This window comes from Cellulomonas gelida, from assembly GCF_006538725.1.
Classification (GTDB): Bacteria; Actinomycetota; Actinomycetes; order Actinomycetales; family Cellulomonadaceae; genus Cellulomonas; species Cellulomonas gelida.
Genome location: NZ_BJLQ01000017.1, coordinates 25,017 through 38,061, shown reverse-complemented (window position 1 = coordinate 38,061; position 13,045 = coordinate 25,017). Strand labels below are relative to the sequence as shown.

The 13,045-nt window shown below is 72.5% G+C and carries 9 protein-coding genes; 5 read left to right on the top strand and 4 right to left on the bottom strand.

What is annotated here, in order from left to right; all coding sequences use genetic code 11:
- Positions 1 to 27 precede the first annotated feature (27 nt).
- Positions 28 to 1,398 carry an MFS transporter gene (locus tag CGE01nite_RS09355; RefSeq protein WP_141370494.1) on the bottom strand — a complete coding sequence of 457 codons (1,371 nt, stop codon included), beginning with the start codon at positions 1,396 to 1,398 and terminating at the stop codon, positions 28 to 30.
- A gap of 118 nt (positions 1,399 to 1,516) precedes the next feature.
- On the opposite strand from CGE01nite_RS09355, the gene CGE01nite_RS09350 reads away from it, so the two are divergent.
- The gene (locus CGE01nite_RS09350; RefSeq protein ID WP_048344503.1) at positions 1,517 to 1,735 is read left to right on the top strand and encodes a hypothetical protein; all 219 of its coding nucleotides are present in this window, start codon (positions 1,517 to 1,519) and stop codon (positions 1,733 to 1,735) included.
- Between the two features lie 174 nt (positions 1,736 to 1,909).
- On the opposite strand, the gene CGE01nite_RS09345 is transcribed toward CGE01nite_RS09350, so the two are convergent.
- From CGE01nite_RS09345 to CGE01nite_RS09335, 3 genes are all read right to left on the bottom strand, one after another.
- Positions 1,910 to 2,587, bottom strand: a complete 678-nt coding sequence (locus CGE01nite_RS09345) for a nucleoside/nucleotide kinase family protein (protein WP_229747599.1) — start codon at positions 2,585 to 2,587, stop codon at positions 1,910 to 1,912.
- Between the two features lie 142 nt (positions 2,588 to 2,729).
- A complete protein-coding gene (locus CGE01nite_RS09340; protein ID WP_141370492.1) occupies positions 2,730 to 3,665 on the bottom strand; it encodes a hypothetical protein in 936 nt (311 codons plus the stop codon).
- Positions 3,666 to 3,976: 311 nt separating this feature from the next.
- The gene (locus CGE01nite_RS09335; RefSeq protein WP_141370490.1) at positions 3,977 to 5,902 is read right to left on the bottom strand and encodes a M3 family metallopeptidase; all 1,926 of its coding nucleotides are present in this window, start codon (positions 5,900 to 5,902) and stop codon (positions 3,977 to 3,979) included.
- Between the two features lie 119 nt (positions 5,903 to 6,021).
- Between CGE01nite_RS09335 and CGE01nite_RS09330 the strand changes: the two genes are divergently transcribed.
- From CGE01nite_RS09330 to narI, 4 genes are read left to right on the top strand one after another with little or no spacing between them, the layout of a single operon-like run.
- Positions 6,022 to 9,813 carry a nitrate reductase subunit alpha gene (locus CGE01nite_RS09330; protein WP_048344464.1) on the top strand — a complete coding sequence of 1,264 codons (3,792 nt, stop codon included), beginning with the start codon at positions 6,022 to 6,024 and terminating at the stop codon, positions 9,811 to 9,813.
- A gap of 13 nt (positions 9,814 to 9,826) precedes the next feature.
- Positions 9,827 to 11,527 carry a nitrate reductase subunit beta gene (gene narH / locus CGE01nite_RS09325; RefSeq protein WP_141370488.1) on the top strand — a complete coding sequence of 567 codons (1,701 nt, stop codon included), beginning with the start codon at positions 9,827 to 9,829 and terminating at the stop codon, positions 11,525 to 11,527.
- The gene (gene narJ, locus CGE01nite_RS09320; RefSeq protein WP_371857580.1) at positions 11,524 to 12,294 is read left to right on the top strand and encodes a nitrate reductase molybdenum cofactor assembly chaperone; all 771 of its coding nucleotides are present in this window, start codon (positions 11,524 to 11,526) and stop codon (positions 12,292 to 12,294) included. The genes narH and narJ overlap by 4 nt, the downstream gene beginning before the upstream one ends.
- Positions 12,294 to 13,040: a respiratory nitrate reductase subunit gamma gene (gene narI, locus CGE01nite_RS09315; protein WP_048344465.1), complete on the top strand. Its 747-nt coding sequence runs from the start codon at positions 12,294 to 12,296 to the stop codon at positions 13,038 to 13,040. Before narJ ends, narI begins: the two co-directional genes overlap by 1 nt.
- The last annotated feature ends 5 nt before the right edge of the window (positions 13,041 to 13,045 follow it).

Here is a 13,045-nt window from a genome sequence, read left to right as displayed (position 1 = left end):
CCAGAAGTGTCCGCGGCGACCCGGGGGTTACGTCAGGCGCTCGTCGACCTCGTCGCGCCCCTGGGCGGTGCCCTCGCCCAGGCCCTCGCCCGGGCCCCCGTCCGGGCCCCCGTGCAGGTCGCCCCCGTCCGCGTCGCCCCCGTCCGCGTCGCCCACGTCCAGGGGCTGCTCCTGCTCGTCGGTGTGCGCGACGTGCCGCAGCTGACGCCAGATCACGACGACGAACACGGCCGAGCCGGCGAACGCGAACCAGAACGGCGCCGTCACGCCGTAGTGCTGCGCGAGGGCGCCGCCGACCGCCGACCCGATCACCAGCCCGCCGAAGACCCCGACGAGGTTCACCGACCCGACCCGGCCCTGCAAGGCGGTCGGCACGGCGCGCTGACGCACCGTCACGCTCGTCGTGCCCCACACGAACGCGTGCGCGCCGAAGACGAAGAACACGCCCATCGCGACCCACGCGGTCGTCGTCAGCGCGAGCGCCAGGTGCGTGAGGGTCTCGATGATGAGGCCGATCCGCATGAGGTTCGCGAGCGTGACCCGCCGCGTGAGCCACCCGTACGTCGCGGTCCCGACGAGCCCGCCGACCGCCTGGACGGTGGTGATGACGCCGAACCCGACCGCGCCCAGCCCGAGGCGTTGCTGCGCGTAGAGCACGAGCACCGACCACGCGGCGCCGAACGTCACGTTGAAGATGAAGATCGTCAGCACGAGCGTGCGCACGGCGGGGTGCCGCCAGGTCCAGCGCACGCCCTCGGCGATGTCCGCGCGGATGTGGCTGCGCTCGTGCCGCTGCAGCCCGTGCGGGGGCAGGCGCAGCCGCGAGACCAGCACCGCACCCGCCAGGACGAGCACACCGTACGTCGCGAACGGAGTCGCCTGACCCACCGCGAACATCGCCGCGCCGATCGGTGGGGCGATCATCTGGTTGATCGTGAGGAAGCCCGCCTGGATCCGCTGGTTGGCGGCGGCGAGGTCGTCGCGTGCGACGAGCATCGGCACGAGCGTGCTCGACGCGTTGTCCGCGAACGTCTCGGCGGTCCCGAGCAGGAACAGCGCCGCGAGCACCAGGGCGATGGGCGCGGCGTCGAGCACCACCGCGGTCGCCAGCATCCCGACGACGAGCGCGCGCACCACGTCGACCGTGATGACGAGCCGGCGGCGGTCGAGCCGGTCCGTCAGCGCGCCGGCCCACAGCCCGAACACCAGCGGCGGCAACCACTGCACGGTCGCCGCGAGCGCGACGAGGAACGCGTCGTGGGTGCGGGAGGCCACGAGCAGGGGGCCGGCCGCGAGCACCAGCCCGTCGGCGAGGTTCGTCGTCCAGGAGGACGCGAGCACCCACCGGAAGCCGGTGCCGAGCCGGCGCGGCGCGAGCAGCTCGATCGGGTGAAGCACCGGGTGACGATACCCGGACGGGGGACCGAGGGCCCTGGTCAATTGTCCAGAGTGTGGGACGATGAGGGGTGCCGGCGACCCCGGCGCCACTCCAGCTGAGTCCCACGAGGAGCACGTCGTGTCCGCCGTCACCCTGTCCCCCGCCCGCCCCGCCTCCCCCGCTCTCGGCATGCGACTGCGCCGGTTCGTGGAGAGGGTCCGCTGGACCCCCGCGCCGCGCTTCGAGGGGTCGCCCGCGCGCCGCCTGGCGTACGTCGGGTACCTGGTCGGCAGCATGGTGGCGTGGGTCCTGGTCGGCCTGGGCGTCTCCGCCCTCCTGGGCGCTCTCCTCTCCTGACCCTCGGAGCACTGCTCCTGAGCTCCGCGCGCGCACTGCACGCGGGTGCATGCGCGCCGCCCCCGGTTCGCGGGTTCGGCGTAGCGGTTCGTCGTGCCCGCGCCGGGTCGTCGCTTCGGGCCGACGAACCGGTGTCCGAGCAACGAACAGCCGCTCCCTAGTGCCGTGGGTGGCTCAGCGCGTGCGCGTGACCAGGGCGCGCCGAGTGCGCACGGTGGGCCGTGCCGGGTCGGTGTTGTCGACGACGAACGTGGCTCGACTCGCCGGCTCGCATCGCGCGAGGTAGATCCGCTGGCCCTCGACGTAGCGACGGTTGGCCTCGTCGCCCGGATCGGCCGGGCAGCCGTCGCGGACCGCCATCCGCGCGAACGTCTCAGCGAAGGGCACGTCAAGGAACACCGAGACGTCCCAGACGCCGGCGAGCTCGTCGCGGTGCAGGAAGATCCCGTCGACGACGAGGACGGCGTCCGCCGGCGCGACGCGCTGCGGCTCGTCGACGACCTCGTCGGACGCGACGTCCCGGATCGCCGCGCGGTACCGCCGCTCCCCGCCCGGAGCGAGCGGCCGCAGCACCTCACGGCGGAACGCGTCGTAGTCGTAGGAGTCGAGGAAGAATCCCTCGGGCGAGCGCGCCCCGCGCCGGTACCGCTCCACGCGCGGCCGGTGGAACCCGTCCACGGACACCCGCACCACCGGGTGCCCGTCCTCGCGGAGCGCGTCCCCGAGCGCGTCGGCGAACACCGTCTTCCCGGCGCCGTCCACTCCGTCCACGCCGACGAACGTGACGTGCCCGGCCCGCCGAGCACCACTGATCGCCGTGCCCACCGCCGCCAAGACATCGTGCCTGCTCATGACGGGCACGCTAGCGGCCGGCCCCCGCCGTCTCGGGCTTCGCGCTCCGCTGTTCGTTGCTCGCGCACCGCTTCGTCGGTCCGAGGCGACGAAGTGATGCGCGGGCGACGAAGCGCCGGGTGGTCGGGGAGGGGCAGCGCGATCACCGCGGCGCCGGCAGGAGGTCCTGGCGGAGCCGCGCGTGTGCGAGCTCGCCGGCAGGGACGTAGGGCTGGGCACGCGCGACGACCGAGCGCAGCGAGTCTGCCTTCGTCACGTGGACGCTGTGCCACCCCGCCTCCGCGATCGCGTCCCGGCGGACCTTCTCCTCGAGCAGGCGCGCGCGCTCGTCGCCCGCGTACTTGCCCAGCCCGTCGTACTCGACGAGCAGCCTCCACCGCGGCCACCCGAGGTCGGCCCAGAACGTGCCGCGCGCGGTCTCGACCCGCACCTGGGTCTCGGGCGGCGGCCAGCCGGCGACGGCGAACGCGAACCGCGCCCACGTCTCTCGTGCCGACTCCGCGCCCTCGTCGGCGAGCTCGAGCAGGGCGCGTGCGCGAGCCGTGCCGTTGCCGCGAGCCTGCTCGGCGATCGCGACGACCGAGTCACGTGGCAGCCCTGCATGCAGAGCGCTGTCCGCGACGACCAACGCGGCGAGCGGCGTCGCCGTCCTGAGGCAGTCCCACGTGGTCGACGCGAGGTCGGTGACCGGCAGGCCGGCCAGCACGACGACGCGCGCGTGCGCGGGAATGCCGAGGTGGCGGGCGACCAGCGGGTCGTTGCTCCCGCCGCCGCGATGCTCGTGACGCACGTGCGTGACCTGAGGGACGTCCCAGAGCGCGAGCCCGTGGAGCAGCGCGGCGGTCTCGTGGCTGAACGCGTGCGCCGAGCTGATCCTTGCGTGCACACCGACTGCTCTGGCGATGGCCATGGCCCGGGCGGAGGTCCCGTTCCGCACGTAGGCGCCTCGGGTCGCGGGGATCCATGCGCCGGTCCGCACGCGTGCGGCGGCGAGCTCGCGGGGGACGTCGCGCGCGAGGTGCACGGCGGGGAGCTCGAGCGTGCGGGGGGCCGGTCCAGAGCCGGGACGACGAGGCATGGGGCCGGACGCTGCCACCGTCGGACCGCCGTCGTTGCGCACCCGGGCCCGGGCTGTGCACGAGCTCCGCGACAGCAGGGGCTGGGGTCGGCTCGTCGTCGCCCCGCCTCGCACCACAGCTGGGCGGAGTCGACGGCGAGCCCCAGCCCTGGAGCTCAGGGCCATGCGATCCACCCGGCTTGCCTGTGCCGGTTCGTTGGTCGGATGTCGGTTCGTTGGTGGGGAGCGACGAACCGGTGCGGAGTCGACGAAGCGAGGTGGCGGGTCGACGAAGCGACTGGTGGAGCCGACGAACCGGGGTGGTGGAGGGGTCAGGGGGCGGTGGGGGCTGTCGTGAGCCAGGTGTCGAAGGCCTCGTACGTGCGGGGGCGGCCCAGGAACGACTCGACCAGGTCCGCCGCGTCGCGGCTGCCGCCGGGGGCGAGGATCTGGTCGCGGTAGCGGCGCCCGACCTGCTCGTTCATCAGGTCGTCGCCGAAGGCCGTCAGCAGGTCCTTCGCGATGACCAGGCTCCAGAGGTAGGTGTAGTACGCCGGGCCGTAGCCCTCGAGGTGCCCGAAGCCGGTCACCTGGTGGGTGTCGGGCAGCGGGGCGAACGGGCCGAAGTGCTCGTCGACCTGCGCGGTGAACGCGTCGAGGTCCTCGGGCGGTGTGGCGTGCAGGCCGTAGGACAGCGCGGTGAAGTTGAGCTGGCGCCGGGTCCATGAGCCGCGGCCGAACTCGTCGGCCCGGCGCATCTTGGCGACGAGCGACGCGGGGATCGCCTCGCCCGCGTCGTCGGTCGCGAACGAGCCCAGCACGCCCGCGTCCCACGCCCACTCCTCGAGGAGCTGCGACGGGGCCTCGACGAAGTCCCACTCGGTCGCGACGCCCGAGAACTCGGCGTACCGCTGGTGCCCCCCGACGATCTCGTGGACCAGGTGGCCGAACTCGTGGAAGAAGGTGCACACGTCGTCGTGCTCCATGCTCCCGGTGGGGAAGTTGCACACGAGCACGCCCTCGGGCAGCCGGACGCCGGCGATGCCCGGCACGAGCGAGAACTGCGCGGCGTGGTTGAACTTGCCCGCGCGCGGGTGCATGTCCAGGTAGAACCGGCCGATCCGCTCGCCGTCGGACGCGACGTCGTAGACCTCGACGGACGGGTCCCAGACCGGCGCGGTCACCGACGTGAACGTGAGGCCGAGCAGGCGCCCGATCGTCGACATCACGCCGTCGCGGACCTTGTCGTAGCGGAAGTAGCGGCGGACCTCCTGCGCGTCGACGTCGTACTGCTCGAGGCGGACCACCTGGTCGTAGTACAGGCTGTCGGCGGGGGTGACCGCGGTGGCCGAGGGGTCGTCGCGCCGGAAGCGCTCGAGGAGCACGGCGACGTCGCGCGCGGCGGGCTCGGCGGTGAGCGCGTCGAGCCGCTCGATGAGCTCGCCGATCGCCGCGCCCGAGCCGATCATCTTGACCTCGGCGTCGTAGGACGGCCAGTCCGGGTAGCCGAGCAGGTGCGCGCGCTCCTCGCGCAGCGCCAGCAGCTCGGCCAGCACCGCGCTGTTCTGCGGGTACGCGATGCGCAGGTACTCGCTCGTGAGGGCGCGGCGCACGGTCGCGTCGTGCGCGTAGGTGCGCACGGGGATCAGGTCGGGGTACTCGGTGGTCAGGGTGACGAGGCCCTCGTCGTCGGCGGGGTGCGACGCGAGGAAGTCCTCGGGGAGGCCGGCGAGCTGCTCGGGGCGCACGCGGATCGACCGCGCGCCCTCACGGATGTTGCGGGAGAACTCGAGCCCGAGCTCGGTGCAGCGCTGGGCCAGCGCGCGCAGGCGGTCGCGCTCGGCGGCGGTCCGGTCGACCCCCGCGCGGCGGAAGTCGCGCAGCACGTGCTCGTGCAGGCGCTGGGCGTCCGCGTCGAGACCCGCGGGGTCGGTCGCGCTGAACGCCTCCCAGAGCTCGCGGTCGAGCCCGCGCTCGGTCGCGAGGTCCTCGGCGGCCTGGGCGCGCTCCTCGGCGCCCTCGCGGAGCGTCGCCGACGGGTGGACCTCGGCGAGCAGGTGCGCCGCGGCGGACGCCTGGCCGAGCGCGACGTCGGACGCGTTCCACAGCTCGAGGACCTCGGCGGCGCTGCGCGTGGTGCCGTCCTTGAGCGTCGCGAGGTGCGTGCGCGCCTCGTCGAGCGCGGCGTCGATCGTCGTGGTCAGGAAGTCCGTCCACCCGGCGTCGTCTGCGGGCAGCGTGAGGGGCTCGAGCGTCATGCGCCGCAACCTACCCGCGCGCACCCACGCGTGGCCCGCGCATTCGCGCCGGCGGAGCCCGCGATTTTCCACGGCCCGTTCCGGGTGGCGCGCGTCACACCCGTCGCTACTGTCGTGCCATGGCGGACACCCAGCAGCCCGGCTTGGACGGACCCGCGTCTGACGTGCTCTTACGCGCCGGAAGGTTCTTCACGCGCTGGGACGAGACCGACGACGGTCGCGCCGTCTTCCGCGAGGGCGGACGACGCGGCGACGTGTTCTACCGCGACCGCTGGCGGCACGACAAGGTGGTCAGGTCCACGCACGGCGTGAACTGCACCGGCTCGTGCTCGTGGAAGGTCTACGTCAAGGACGGGATCATCACGTGGGAGGCGCAGCAGACGGACTACCCGTCGGCGGGCCCCGACCGTCCCGAGTACGAACCCCGAGGCTGCCCGCGCGGCGCCGCGTTCTCCTGGTACACGTACTCGCCGACGAGGGTGCGCTACCCGTACGCGCGCGGCGTGCTCGTCGAGATGTACCGCGAGGCGAAGGCGCGCCTGAAGGACCCCGTGCTCGCATGGGCCGACATCACCGGCGACCCGGTCCGCCGGCGGCGCTACCAGCAGGCGCGCGGCAAGGGCGGCCTGGTCCGCGTCACGTGGGACGAGGCCGTCGAGATGGTCGCGGCCGCGCACGTGCACACGATCAAGACGTACGGCCCGGACCGGTGCGCGGGCTTCTCGCCCATCCCGGCGATGTCGATGGTGTCGCACGCGGTGGGCACGCGGTTCATCCAGCTCATCGGCGGCGTCATGACCAGCTTCTACGACTGGTACGCCGACCTGCCGGTCGCGTCCCCGCAGATGTTCGGGGACCAGACGGACGTCCCGGAGTCGGGCGACTGGTGGGACGCGACCTACCTGATGATGTGGGGCTCGAACGTCCCCGTGACCCGCACGCCCGACGCGCACTGGATGGCGGAGGTCCGCTACCGCGGCACCAAGGTCGTCACGGTCTCGCCGGACTACGCGGACAACACGAAGTTCGCCGACGAGTGGCTGCCCGCGGCGGCCGGGACCGACGGTGCGCTCGCGATGGGCATGGGCCACGTGGTGCTCAAGGAGTACCTGGTCGAGCGTGAGGTCCCGTTCTTCCGCGACTACGTGCGCCAGTACACCGACCTGCCGTTCCTGGTGACGCTCGAGGAGCGCGACGGCGCGTACGTCCCGGGCCGGTTCCTGCGGGCGGAGGACCTCTCGGACCAGGACCTGTCCGACGAGGGTGCGGCGGCCGACCCGGTGACAGCTCCCGACGGTGAGGCCGCCGCGTGGAAGACCGTGCTCCTGGACTCCGCGACCGGCCGGCCGGTCGTGCCGAACGGGTCGTTGGGCTTCCGCTACACCGACTCGGGCGAGGGCCGGTGGAACCTGGACCTCGAGGGCGTCGTCCCTGCGCTGAGCATCCGCGACGCGCGCTCGTCGTCGGCCGCGGCGTCGTCGGACGCAGGCTCGACGGACCCGACGACCGAGGCCGTCGAGGTGCTGCTGCCGCGGTTCGACGACCCCGGCGGCACGGGCGCGGTGCAGCGCCGCGGCGTGCCGGTCACGCGCGTCAACGGGCACCTGGTGACGACGGTCTTCGACCTGACGCTCGCGCACTACGGCGTGGGCCGCGACGGCCTGCCGGGCCAGTGGCCGACGGGCTACGACGACGCGACGCAGGGCTGCACGCCCGCGTGGCAGGAGCAGCACACGTCGGTCCCGGCGGACGCGTGCACGCGCATCGCGCGCGAGTTCGCGACCAACGCGGAGAAGTCCGAGGGTCGCTCGATGATCATCATGGGCGCGGGCATCTGCCAGTGGTTCCACGGCGACGCGACGTACCGCGCGATCCTCGCGCTGCTCGCGTTCACCGGGTGCTTCGGGCGCAACGGCGGCGGCTGGGCGCACTACGTCGGTCAGGAGAAGTGCCGTCCGCTGACGGGCTGGATCTCGCTCGCGAACGCGCTCGACTGGTCGCGGCCGCCGCGCACGATGACGGGCACGTCGTACTGGTACATGCACACGGACCAGTGGCGGTTCGACGGCTACCAGGCCGACGAGCTCGCGTGGCCCCTGGCCGACGGGCACCTCAAGGACCTGCACACCGCCGACACGATCGCGACGTCCGCGCGCCGCGGCTGGATGCCGTTCTACCCGCAGTTCGACGCGAACCCCCTGGACCTCGCCGACGAGGCGAAGGCCGCGGCGCAGGACGGCTCCGCGCCGGACCCGGCGTCGCACGTCGCGGGCCGGCTCAAGGACGGCAGCCTGCGGTTCGCGGTCGAGGACGTCGACGCGCCCGAGAACTGGCCGCGGACGCTCGTGCTGTGGCGCTCGAACCTGCTGGGCTCGAGCGCGAAGGGCGACGAGTACTTCCTGAAGTACCTGCTCGGGACGCACTCGAACGTGCAGGCGCCCGAGCCGACGGCCCGGCCCAGCGACGTGACGTGGCGTGACGACATCCCCGAGGGCAAGCTCGACCTGCTGGTCAGCGCGGACTTCCGGATGACGTCGACGACGATGCTGTCCGACGTCGTGCTGCCGGCCGCCACCTGGTACGAGAAGCACGACCTGTCCTCGACGGACATGCACCCGTTCGTGCACGCGTTCTCCCCCGCGATCGACCCGCCGTGGGAGGCGCGCAGCGACTTCGACGCGTTCCACCTGGTCGCGCAGCGGTTCTCGGAGCTGGCGCGCACGCACCTGGGGGTGCGCAACGACCTGGTGAGCGTGCCGATGCAGCACGACACCCCGGGCGAGATGCCGCGCGACGGCGGGGCGGGCGGCGACTGGCGGCACGGCGACGCACCGGCGGTGCCGGGCGTGACGATGCCGCTGCTGCAGGTCGTGGAGCGCGACTACACCGCGATCGCCGACAAGCTCGGCTCGCTGGGCCCCCTCGCGTCGACGCTGGGCTTCACGGTGAAGAACGTGACGTACCGGCTGGAGCACGAGGTCGAGCGGCTCGGCAAGCTCAACGGCGTGATGCTGGGCGGCGCCGGTGACGGCCGTCCCGCGCTGGACACCGACGTGAAGATGGCCGAGGCGATCCTGGCCCTGTCCGGCACGACGAACGGCGAGCTCGCGACGCAGGGCTTCCGCACGCTCGAGCGCCGCGTCGGCAAGGAGCTGCACGACCTCGCGGAGGGCTCGGAGGAGAAGCGGATCACCTTCCCGGACACGCAGGCGCGGCCGGTGCCGGTGATCACGTCCCCCGAGTGGTCCGGCTCGGAGACGGGCGGGCGGCGGTACGCGCCGTTCACGGTCAACGTCGAGCGGCTCAAGCCGTGGCACACGCTGACCGGGCGCATGCACCTGTTCCTCGACCACGGCTGGATGAAGGACCTGGGCGAGGCGCTGCCGATCTACCGCCCGCCGCTGGACCTGCACCGTCTGCTGGGTGAGCCCGAGCTGGGCCCGGACGGCGCCAAGCAGGTCACGGTCCGCTACCTGACGCCGCACAACAAGTGGTCGATCCACTCGGAGTACCAGGACAACCTCCTGATGCTGTCGCTGTCGCGCGGCGGCCCGACGTGCTGGATGTCGCCCGCGGACGCCGCGGCGATCGGGGCCAAGGACAACGAGTGGATCGAGTGCTCCAACGCGAACGGGATCTTCGTCGCGCGGGCCGTGGTCTCGCACCGCATGCCCGAGGGCGTCGTGTTCGTGCACCACGCGCAGGAGCGCACGATCGACGTCCCGAAGACGGAGAAGACCCGCCGACGAGGCGGCATCCACAACTCGGTGACGCGTCTGCTGGTCAAGCCGACGCACCTGATCGGCGGGTACGCGCAGCTGTCGTACGCGTTCAACTACCTCGGCCCGACGGGCAACCAGCGCGACATCGTCGCGACGATCCGCCGTCGGTCGCAGGACGTCGAGTACTGAGGCGGGGGACGACATGCGTGTGATGGCCCAGGTCGCCATGGTGATGAACCTCGACAAGTGCATCGGGTGCCACACCTGCTCGGTGACGTGCAAGCAGGCGTGGACGAACCGCGCGGGCGTCGAGTACGTGTGGTTCAACAACGTCGAGACGCGCCCCGGGCAGGGGTACCCGCGGCGGTACGAGGACCAGGAGCAGTGGCACGGCGGGTGGACGCTGAACCGCAAGGGGCGCCTGACGCTGCGCACGGGCAGCCGGGCCAAGCGGCTCCTGTCGATCTTCGCGAGCCCGGTCCAGCCCGAGCTCGAGGACTACTACGAGCCATGGACGTACGACTACGAGACGCTCGTCGAGGCACCCCTGGGTGACGACTTCCCGGTGGCCCGCCCGAAGTCGCTCATCACGGGTGAGGACACGAAGGTCACGTGGTCGGCCAACTGGGACGACAACCTGGGCGGCACGTCCGAGCTGGGGCACCTGGACCCGATCGTCGAGAAGGTCCGCCGCGAGTCCGAGGACAAGATCCGCTTCGAGCTCGAGAAGACCTTCATGTTCTACCTGCCGCGGATCTGCGAGCACTGCCTGAACCCGTCGTGCATGGCGTCGTGCCCGTCGGGCGCGATCTACAAGCGCGCCGAGGACGGGATCGTCCTGGTGGACCAGGACCGGTGCCGCGGCTGGCGGCAGTGCATCACCGGCTGCCCGTACAAGAAGATCTACTTCAACCACAAGACCGGCAAGGCCGAGAAGTGCACGTTCTGCTACCCGCGCCTCGAGGTCGGCCTGCCGACCGTGTGCGCCGAGACGTGCGTGGGTCGCCTGCGGTACATCGGGGTGTTCCTCTACGACGCCGACCGTGTCACCGAGGCTGCGTCCGTGCCCGACGAGAAGGACCTCTACGAGGCCCAGCTCGACCTCATGCTCGACCCGCAGGACCCGGCGGTGCTCGCCGCGGCACGCGAGCAGGGCATCCCGGCGGACTGGATCGACGCGGCCCGGCGCAGCCCGGTGTACGCGCTGGCCAAGACCTACCGCGTCGCGCTCCCGCTGCACCCCGAGTACCGCACGATGCCGATGGTCTGGTACGTCCCGCCGCTGTCCCCGGTGGTCGACCTGCTGCGTGACCAGGGGCACGACGCCGAGGACCACGGCAACCTGTTCGGCGCGATCGACGCGCTGCGCATCCCCGTCGAGTACCTCGCGGAGCTGTTCACCGCGGGCGACACCGAGATCGTCACGGGCGTGCTCAAGCGCCTGGCCGCCATGCGCACGTACCTGCGCGGCATCACGATGGGCGACGGCGCCGACGAGGCCGTGGCGCAGTCCGTGGGCATGACCGGTCAGGCCATGTACGCGATGTACCGGCTGCTCGCGATCGCCAAGTACGCGGACCGCTACGTCATCCCCAAGGCCCACGAGGAGCGCGGGCACGAGCTCGAGGAGCTCGGCTGCTCGCTCGACTACGACGAGGGCCCGGGCATGTACGAGTCCGCGGCGTTCGGCGAGGCGTCCGGCCGGCCCGTCCCCGTGGCCGTCGAGACGTTCCACGCGCTGCGCCAGCGGCAGACGTCGGAGGGGATCTCGCCGTCCGAGGAGATGCGCGGGCGGGTGAACCTCCTGAACTGGGACGGCGTCGGGACGCCGCCCGGGCTGTTCCCGGCGCACGACGCACCGGACGCCCGGACGTCCGCGCAGCAGGACGAGGGGGAGAAGTGAGGCGGCTGCGTCCGGACCGTCGTCGGACGAGCACGTCGTCGGACGCCCGCACGACGAGCCCGTCGTCGCGGCCGGCGAGCCCGTCCTCGTCGCGCCCGCCGAGCGCGACGGCGACGACGCGCGTCGTGCACCAGGCGGCGTCGTGGTGCCTGGGCTACCCCGACGAGGCGCTCGTCGAACGGCTCCCGCTGCTCGCGGCCGCGGTCGACGAGCTGCCTGCGGGCCGCGCGCGGGAGGGCCTGCGCACGTTCCTCGACCACGCCGCGGCGACGCCGCTCGACGTCCTGCAGACCGACTACGTGCACCTGTTCGACCTGTCGCGCAAGCAGGCGCTGTACCTGTCGTACTGGACCGACGGCGACACCCGCCGGCGCGGGGAGGTGCTCGCGGCGTTCAAGGAGCGGTACCGCGCGAGCGGGTTCCTGGTGGACACCCACGGCGAGCTGCCGGACCACCTGCCGCTCGTGCTGGAGTACTCGGCGCTCGCGGACCCCGACGACGGCGCGGCGCTGCTGCAGGAGTACCGCGCGAGCCTCGAGCTCACGCGGTTCGCCCTGATCGAGTCGTCGCCGCCGTACGCGGGCGTGCTCGAGGCGGTCTGCGCGACGCTGCCCGGCGAGTCGCCCAAGGACAAGGCTGCCGTGCACGCCATGGCCGCCGCGGGCCCGCCGAGCGAGTCCGTCGGCCTCGACTCGGCCGACCCACGCCTGCTGCCGCTCGCCGGCTACGGAACCGCCGGCTACGGAACCTTCGACGGGAGTGCCTGATGGACGTCGTGCTGTGGGGGGTGCTGCCGTACCTCGTCGTCGTGACGTTCGTCGGCGGCCTCGTCTGGCGGTACCGCTACGACCAGTTCGGCTGGACCACGCGCTCGTCGCAGCTGTACGAGTCGAAGCTGCTGCGGATCGGGTCGCCGCTGTTCCACTTCGGGCTGCTGTTCGTGATCGTCGGGCACGTCGTCGGGCTGCTGATCCCGGAGTCCTGGACGGACGCCGTGGGCATCACCGAGGGGATGTACCACGCGGGCGCGCTCGGCATCGGCACGATCGCGGGCATCGGCACGCTCGCCGGGATCGTCATCCTCATCGTGCGCCGCCGCCGCACGGGACCGGTCTTCATGGCGACGACGAAGAACGACAAGCTCATGTACGCCGTGCTGACCACAGCGATCGTCACCGGGCTCGCGACGACCGTGATCGCGTTCAGCCAGGGCCACGACTCGCACAACTACCGCGAGTCCGTCTCGCCATGGTTCCGGTCGCTGTTCACGCTGCGGCCCGACGTGGACGCCATGGCCGCGGCGCCGCTCCAGTTCCACCTGCACGTGCTGCTCGGGCTGGGCCTGATCACGCTGTTCCCGTTCAGCCGGCTCGTGCACGCGTTCACCGCACCCCTGCACTACCTGTTCCGCCCGTACGTCGTCTACCGCAGCCGCGACCGCCGGCCGACCCCGGGAGCCTCCGCGCCGCGGCGCGGCTGGGACCCCGTCGGCACGCGCGACCGCGACCGCTGACGGCC

Bases quoted from the DNA above. Each gene is read 5' to 3' on its own strand.
- CGE01nite_RS09330 (WP_048344464.1), top strand. From the start codon at position 6,022: ATGGCGGACACCCAGCAGCCCGGCTTGGACGGACCCGCGTCTGACGTG.
- CGE01nite_RS09345 (WP_229747599.1), bottom strand. From the start codon at position 2,587: ATGAGCAGGCACGATGTCTTGGCGGCGGTGGGCACGGCGATCAGTGGT.
- CGE01nite_RS09335 (WP_141370490.1), bottom strand. From the start codon at position 5,902: ATGACGCTCGAGCCCCTCACGCTGCCCGCAGACGACGCCGGGTGGACG.
- narI (WP_048344465.1), top strand. From the start codon at position 12,294: ATGGACGTCGTGCTGTGGGGGGTGCTGCCGTACCTCGTCGTCGTGACG.
- narH (WP_141370488.1), top strand. From the start codon at position 9,827: ATGCGTGTGATGGCCCAGGTCGCCATGGTGATGAACCTCGACAAGTGC.
- CGE01nite_RS09340 (WP_141370492.1), bottom strand. From the start codon at position 3,665: ATGCCTCGTCGTCCCGGCTCTGGACCGGCCCCCCGCACGCTCGAGCTC.